Origin of the sequence: Sphingopyxis sp. KK2 (genome assembly GCF_001990265.1) — a bacterium.
Lineage (GTDB): Bacteria > Pseudomonadota > Alphaproteobacteria > Sphingomonadales > Sphingomonadaceae > Sphingopyxis.
Map to the genome: position 1 here is coordinate 1 of NZ_LYVN01000178.1, position 6,843 is coordinate 6,843.

Consider the following 6,843-nt stretch of genomic DNA (forward strand, 5'->3'; position numbering starts at 1 on the left):
GCTCGGCGCGATAGCCCGCCAGCACATCCTCATAATAGGGGCGCGCCTCGGCGGGCCGGCGCACGCCCCATAGCGTGACCCCGAGGTTATAGGTCTGGCGCAAGGTTTCGCGGTGGCTGGCGCCGAGGCGCGCGCGGGTGTCGGCGATGCTGCGCTGGCGGTACGGCATCGCCTCGTCATAGCGGCCGAGCATCCAAAGCGTGTCGCCGAGCATCTCGACCAGCTGGATATCGTCCGGGTCGGCGGCGAGCAGGCGGCGATAGATGCGTTCGGCCTCGGGCGCGGTGTCGGCGCGCTGGCCGAGCAGCCGCGCGAGATCGCGTTCGTGCCAGTTGTCCGGGCCGGGGCCGACCGCGGCGATGACGCGGCGCTGATAGGCGACCGCCTCCGACAAATCGTCGCGGAAGACGGCGTTGGGCAGGTCGAGGCGCAGCGACGAGGATTTGGCAAGATTCCACAGCGTCATCCAGTTGCGTGCGTCGCTGCTGCCCGGAAGCGCCTCTTGCCGCGCGAGCACGGCGCGATAGAGCGCGTCGACGCGCGCGGGATCGGCGGTGAAAAGGCGCTGCGAATAGAGGATGATGCTGGTCAGCGTGCCGACGTCGGCGCCGGGGAGCGCGGCCTCGAAAATATCGAGTTCGCGCCCATACCAGAGCCGCGCGTCGTCGATGCGCATCTGTGCGGCCAGATTGTTGCCGAGCGCTTCATAGGCGGCGGCGAGTTCGAAGCGGTCGCCGTCGGGGATCGCCTGACGCAGCGCCGCGGCCTGGTGAAGGAGGGGTTCGGCATCGACCGCGCGCCCCGCGCCTTCGAGCGCGGCGGCGAGGCTGGCCGCCGCCGAGGCGACGATCGCCGGCCGCGCGCCCAAATGCTCGCGCGCGAGTCGCAGCGCTTCCTCGGCATCGGCGACGGCAGCCACCGCCTTGCCCTGTTCGCGCAGCCGCTGCGTGCGCGCCGCGAGTCCGGCATGGAGCGTGAGCGGCTGGCCGCGATCGCGCCCGATCGCGATGAGGCGTGCGATGATGCTGTCGGGTTCGGCCGAGGCCTTGTCATTATAGGCGAAATGGCAAAGCAGCGAGAGCAGGGGACGGGCGGTGGCCGGGTGATCGGGGCCGTAGCTCGCCTCGTAGAGCGCGAGCAGCGCGCGCCGCGGCGCTTCGAGTTCGGGTTGCCAGGTCGTGTTGCATGGCTGGTCGATCCGCACCTGCTGTTCGAGGGCGGCGATCCGCTCGGTTTCGGCGGGGGTCGGCGCGGCGCTATCGGGGGGGAGCGATTGCGCCGCGCGCTCGGCCGGGATCAGGGCGTCGCGCGGGACGAATTGCGCCGCCGACGGTGCCGCGACCGCAAGCAGCGGTGCGATGAACCACGGCAGGAAGCGGCGTCCGACCATCAGGCTGCTTACCGCGGCGATGCGGGCGAGTAAATCGGGGCCGGACGAGGGGCGCGGGATCGATCCGATCGACGCGGCTTTGTGCCTATTAACCAATTTTTAGCCATGATCGCGCAGAGCAGATGCGAGTAACGGCAAGTTGCGTGGGGAGTCATCAATGTCCGAAGTTTCGAAACAGCGTCCGACCAGCGCCGACGTCGCGATCATCGGCGCGGGGCCTGCGGGGCTGACCGCCGCCTATCTGCTGACCAAGGAAGGCTATAAGGTCACCGTGATCGAAAAGGACCCCGTCTATGTCGGCGGGATCAGCCGCACGGTCGAGCATGAGGGCTTTCGTTTCGATATCGGCGGGCATCGCTTCTTCTCGAAGAGCCGCGAAGTCGTCGACCTGTGGAATGAGATTCTGCCCGACGACTTCATCGAGCGCCCGCGGATGAGCCGCATCTATTATGAGGGCAAATTCTATTCCTATCCGCTGCGCGCGTTCGAGGCGCTGTGGAATCTCGGCGTCATTCGTTCGACCTTGTGCATGGCGAGCTATGCGCAGGCGAAGCTCTTCCCGAACAAGACGGTCCGCAGCTTCGAGGACTGGACGATCAACCAGTTCGGGCGGAAGCTCTATTCGATCTTCTTCAAGACCTATACCGAGAAGGTGTGGGGCATGCCGTGCGACGAAATGTCGGCCGACTGGGCGGCGCAGCGCATCAAGGGGCTCAGCCTCGGCGCCGCGGTGCTCGACGGGCTGAAGCGCAGCCTGGGGCTCAACAAGAAGCCCAATGACGGCATGGCGACCAAGACTTTGCTCGAAACCTTCCGCTATCCGCGGCTCGGGCCCGGCATGATGTGGGACGCGGCGCGCGACAAGGTGGTCGCGGGCGGCAACCATGTGCTGATGGATCACAGCTTCAAGCAATTGACGCAGGACCAGGTGAGCGGCCGCTGGCGGCTGACCGCGAACGGACCCGACGGCGATATCGTGATCGACGCCGCGCATGTGATCAGCTCGGCGCCGATGCGCGAGCTCGCGGCGCGCATCCATCCGCTGCCGGCGTGCGCGCTCTCGGCGGCGCCGTCGCTGAAGTATCGCGACTTCCTGACCGTCGCGCTCAAGATCCGGTCGGAGGATCTCTTCCCCGACAACTGGATCTATATCCACGACAGCAAGGTGCAGGTCGGCCGGGTGCAGAATTTCCGCAGCTGGTCGCCCGAAATGGTGCCCGATCCCGAGCTTGCCTGCGTGGGCCTGGAATATTTCTGTTTCGAAGGCGATGGCCTGTGGGCGTCGAGTGACGAGGATCTGGTCGAGCTTGCCAAGCGCGAGATGGCGATCCTCGGCCTGTGCGACCCCAAGGATGTCGTCGGCGGCGCGGTGGTGCGGCAGGAAAAGGCCTATCCGGTCTATGACGACGAATATGCCGCGCATGTCGAGACGATGCGCAGCGAGCTCGAGGCGCGTTACCCGACGCTGCACATGGTCGGGCGCAACGGCATGCACCGCTATAACAACCAGGATCATGCGATGATGACCGCGATGCTGACGGTGCGCAATATCGTCGCCGGCGAGCGCGTCTACGACATCTGGGGCGTCAACGAGGACGCCGAATATCATGAAAGCGGCACCGAGGGCGAACAGGCGGCGCTGGCGTCGGTGCGCGACGTGCCCGCGCGCGTCGCCAAGGCGGCGTAAGCCGTGATCGCCGCGCTCCCGTCCTTCGCGCGCCGGCTGCTCGAGGTCACCTTCCTGCGCTATGTCGGGGCAAGCGCGGTCGCGCTCGTCGGCGACGTCGGCCTGTTCAACCTCTTCCTGCTCGCCGGCTGGCTGCCCGTCACCGCGGCGGCGGCGAGCTATGGCGCCGGGATCGTCATCCACTGGCTGATCAGCTCGCGGCTGGTCTTTGTCGAGGGTGCGCGCACCGCCGGGCTCGACCGGGTGCGGCAGAAGGGGCTGTTCCTCGGCTCGGCCTTTGTCGGGCTGGGGCTGACCGTCGCGATCGTCTGGGCGGGCGACCGCGCCGGGCTCGACGCCAATCTCTCGAAGCTCGCGGCGATCGCCGTCTCTTTCGTCGCGACCTATGTGCTGCGCAAGACGCTCGTTTTCGCGGCCGACTGAAGACCGCCAAACGATGGACCGCGCGCAGCGCCCCCTGATCGACCGGATCGACCTCGACCGTTTCGCCCTGCTGCTGTGGGTTGCCGTCGTCCTCGTCTGCCTGGCCGTTTTCTGGACCGCTATCGCGGTGCTCGACCTGCGCGACAACGACGATTATCTGCGCATCGTCCAGGTCCGCGACCTGCTCGCGGGTCAAAGCTGGTTCGACGTCACCCAATATCGGATCAATCCCGAGGGTGGCGGCGGGCTGATGCACTGGTCGCGCTTCATCGACATGCAGATCGCGGGGCTGATCCTGCTGCTGCGTCTTTTTCTCGCGCCCGAAGCGGCCGAGCGCTGGGCGCTCGCCATCTATCCGCTGTTGCTCATCCTGCCGCTGTTCCTGCTGCTGGCGCGCGTCCTCGCGATGCTCGGCGACAAGAGACAGGCGATCGGGGGGATGCTCGTCGCGGCGACGGGCGTGACCTTCCTCCATTATTTCGTGCCGCTGCGCGTCGATCACCATAATTGGCAGCTGCTGCTGTCGGTCGCGATGCTGTGGCTCGCGCTCCGCCCGCCAAGCTTCGGCCGCGGGCTCGTCGCGGCGCTCGTCATCGCGGCGCATGTCGAAATCTCGCTCGAGGGCCTTCCCTATCTCGCCATCTTCGGCGCTTTGTTCGCACTCGACTGGCTGCGCGATCTGCGCGCGGCATCGCGGCTCGCGGGCTTCGCGGCGGGGCTGGCGGTGATCCCGCCGATCTGGTCGTTGATCTTCCGCGGCTGGCAGTCCTTCGTCACGCTCCATTGCGATGCCTTTGCGCCATCCTATGCCGGCGGCGCGGCGGCGACGGGGCTCGTCCTGTTCGCCTGTATGCAGGTCCGGGGGCTGACCGCGACCTGGCAACGCCGCTTGGTCGCGCTCGTGCTGGCGGGCATCGCCGGGGCCGGCGTTTTCGCGATCCTCGGCCGGCCCTGTCTCGGCGGGCCGTTCGGCGAACTCGAACCGCTGGTCCGGCACTTCTGGTACGAGCGGGTGATGGAGGGGCGCCCGGTGTGGGCGCAGGACCCCGCAATCGCGGCGCTGTTCTTCACCCCGACTGTGGTCGGCTTCGGGGCCGCGATCTGGGCCTGGCGCCGCGCGCGCGGCAGCGAATTTGCCGACAACTGGAACCGGCTGCTCTTCGTGCTGCTGTGCAGCGTGCCCTTGTCGATGATCGTCTTTCGCACCGGTGCGACGACCCATGCCTATCTGGTGCCCGCCTTCGGCACGATGGCGGCGGCGCTGTGGGACTGGAGCCGGGCCCGCGAGTCGGCGCTCGCCCGCATCGGCGCGACGATGCTCGTGCTGACCGCGATCCCGGCGTTCGATGCCCAGCTTGCCGAGCGCGCGATGCTCGCGGCGCTGCCCGACGAGATGGTGGCGCTCCGCAAGCCGTCGGCGGCGGACGAAAGCTGTCCGACGCAGCCGATGCTGGCAGCGCTCGCGCGCGAGCCCGCAACGCTGATCTTCGCGCCGCTCGACCTCGGCCCCTCGATCCTCGTCCGCACCCGGCACAGCGTGATCGCGACCGGCCATCACCGCAATCATCGCGCGATGAATCAGGTCATCACCGCCTTCCTGTCCGATCCGGCGCAGGCCAAGCCGATCGTCGAGGCGAGCCATGCCGATATCTTGTTGCTGTGCACGCAATTGCCCGAGAGCGAAAATCTGGCACGGGTGAAGCCGCAAGGGCTGGCCGGGCGGTTGATTCGCGGCGAAACGGTCGACTGGCTGGCCTATGACGCCAAGCTGTCGCAGGGCCAGCTGCGCGTCTATCGTATCCGGCGCTGACGCGTCAGGCGGGGCGGAAAGTAAGCGCTGCGCCGTTCATGCAATAGCGCTTGCCCGTCGGTTTCGGGCCGTCGTTGAAGACATGGCCGAGGTGCCCGCCGCAGCGGCGGCAATGCACCTCGGTACGGGCATAACCGAGCTCATGGTCGGTCGAGGTGCCGATCGCATTGGCGAGCGGGGCATAGAAGCTCGGCCAGCCGGTCTTGCTGTCATATTTGGTCTTGCTCGAATAGAGCGGCAGCGCGCAGCCGGCGCAGGCGAAGATGCCGGCGCGCTTTTCCTTGTCGAGCGCGTTGGTGAAGGGGCGCTCGGTGCCCGCCTCGCGCAGGATCTTGTACTGGAAGGGCGTCAGCCGTTTCTTCCACTCGGCCTCGCTCAATTGCCAGCCGGGCTGGCCCTTCGGGCGCGGTGACGCCTTGGCGAAGAGCATCGGCGCGGCGATGAGCGCGCCGCCGAGCGCGAGGCCGCCGATAAGATAACGCCGTTCGATCATGGCAGGGCTCCTTTACCCCTGATACGTTGGCGGCGCCGCCGAGGTTTCAACCCCGCTCAATATTTCTCGAGCTGAACCGGCATGTGGCGATAGCCGTGGACGAAGCTCGCATGGACGCGCTCGGGTTCGGCGAGGACGTTCACGCGCAGCCGGCGCTTCTGCATTTCGGAGATCAGCGTGGTGAGCTGCAATTCGGCGACGCGCGCGCCGACGCAGCGGTGGATGCCGTAACCGAAGGCGAGGTGGCGGCGGGCGTTTTCGCGGTCGACGATGATGCGGTCGCCGTCGGGAAAGACGCTCTCGTCGCGGTTCGCCGAGGCGTACCAGAGCGCGATCTTGTCGCGCGCCTTGATCTGGTGGCCGAACAATTCGGTATCCTCGGTCGCGGTGCGGCGCATATGCGCGAGAGGGGTCTGCCAGCGCAGGATTTCGTGCATCGCATTGACCGCGAGTTCGGGGTCGTGGTTCGTCTCGAGCTTCGCGCGTTCCTCGGGGAAGCAGTGGAGGCCATAGGCATAGGCCGACATCGAGTTGCGCGTCGTGTCGTTGCCGCCGACGATCAGCAGGATGAGATTCCCCATGAACTCGTTCTCGCTCATATGCTTCATCGCGTCGGACTGGAGCATGATCGAGATGAGGTCGTGCTTGCCGGGATTGAGCGCCTTGGCATCCCAGAGCTGTTTGAAGGCGGCGCCCATTTCGAACGCCTTGCCGAGCCGGACCTGGCGCTTTTCGAGCGTATCGAAACTTTCGATGTCGCCGAGCGCGTCGGACCAGCCGGTGAGCCGGTGGCGTTCCTCCCACGGGAAGTCGAAGAGGATCGCGAGCATGTCGGTGGTGAGCTCGATCGACAGCCGCTCGACCCAGTCGAAGGTCTCGCCGACCGGCAGCGTGTCGATCAGCGCCGCGGTGCGCGCCTGGGTGTCGGCGCGCATGCGCTCGATCTCGCTGGGGCCGAAGGCGGGGGCGACGGTGCGGCGCTGCGCGGTGTGCTGCGGCGGGTCCATCGCGATGAACATCGGCATCGGGATCTCGCCCTC

Annotated in this window: 6 protein-coding genes; 3 read left to right on the plus strand and 3 right to left on the minus strand. The window is 67.1% G+C overall.

What is annotated here, in order from left to right; all coding sequences use genetic code 11:
- Nucleotides 1-1,390 (minus strand): tetratricopeptide repeat protein (locus B1A78_RS19450; RefSeq protein ID WP_077148544.1); only part of this gene is annotated, 1,390 nt, incomplete at its 3' end.
- A 157-nt stretch (nt 1,391-1,547) separates the two neighbouring features.
- On the opposite strand from B1A78_RS19450, the gene B1A78_RS19455 reads away from it, so the two are divergent.
- The 3 genes from B1A78_RS19455 to B1A78_RS19465 are packed head-to-tail and all read left to right on the plus strand — an operon-like array spanning nt 1,548 to nt 5,310.
- Nucleotides 1,548-3,077 carry an NAD(P)/FAD-dependent oxidoreductase gene (locus B1A78_RS19455; protein WP_077148545.1) on the plus strand — a complete coding sequence of 510 codons (1,530 nt, stop codon included), beginning with the start codon at nt 1,548-1,550 and terminating at the stop codon, nt 3,075-3,077.
- A 3-nt stretch (nt 3,078-3,080) separates the two neighbouring features.
- Entirely contained in the window at nt 3,081-3,500 is a 420-nt protein-coding gene (locus tag B1A78_RS19460) for a GtrA family protein (RefSeq protein WP_083734339.1), read from the plus strand.
- 13 nt (nt 3,501-3,513) lie between these two features.
- A complete protein-coding gene (locus B1A78_RS19465) occupies nt 3,514-5,310 on the plus strand; it encodes a hypothetical protein (RefSeq protein WP_077148546.1) in 1,797 nt (598 codons plus the stop codon).
- A gap of 4 nt (nt 5,311-5,314) precedes the next feature.
- Here the strand turns inward: B1A78_RS19465 and msrB are convergent, their stop codons facing one another.
- Complete coding sequence (gene msrB, locus B1A78_RS19470; RefSeq protein WP_083734340.1) at nt 5,315-5,803, minus strand: peptide-methionine (R)-S-oxide reductase MsrB; 489 nt, start codon at nt 5,801-5,803, stop codon at nt 5,315-5,317.
- 56 nt (nt 5,804-5,859) lie between these two features.
- Nucleotides 5,860-6,843 (minus strand): cytochrome P450 (locus B1A78_RS19475; RefSeq protein WP_077148549.1); only part of this gene is annotated, 984 nt, incomplete at its 5' end.

What these genes read in the sequence shown, in the direction of transcription:
- B1A78_RS19455 (WP_077148545.1), top strand. Translation starts at nt 1,548, where the DNA reads ATGTCCGAAGTTTCGAAACAGCGTCCGACCAGCGCCGACGTCGCGATC.
- B1A78_RS19465 (WP_077148546.1), top strand. Translation starts at nt 3,514, where the DNA reads ATGGACCGCGCGCAGCGCCCCCTGATCGACCGGATCGACCTCGACCGT.
- msrB (WP_083734340.1), bottom strand. Translation starts at nt 5,803, where the DNA reads ATGATCGAACGGCGTTATCTTATCGGCGGCCTCGCGCTCGGCGGCGCG.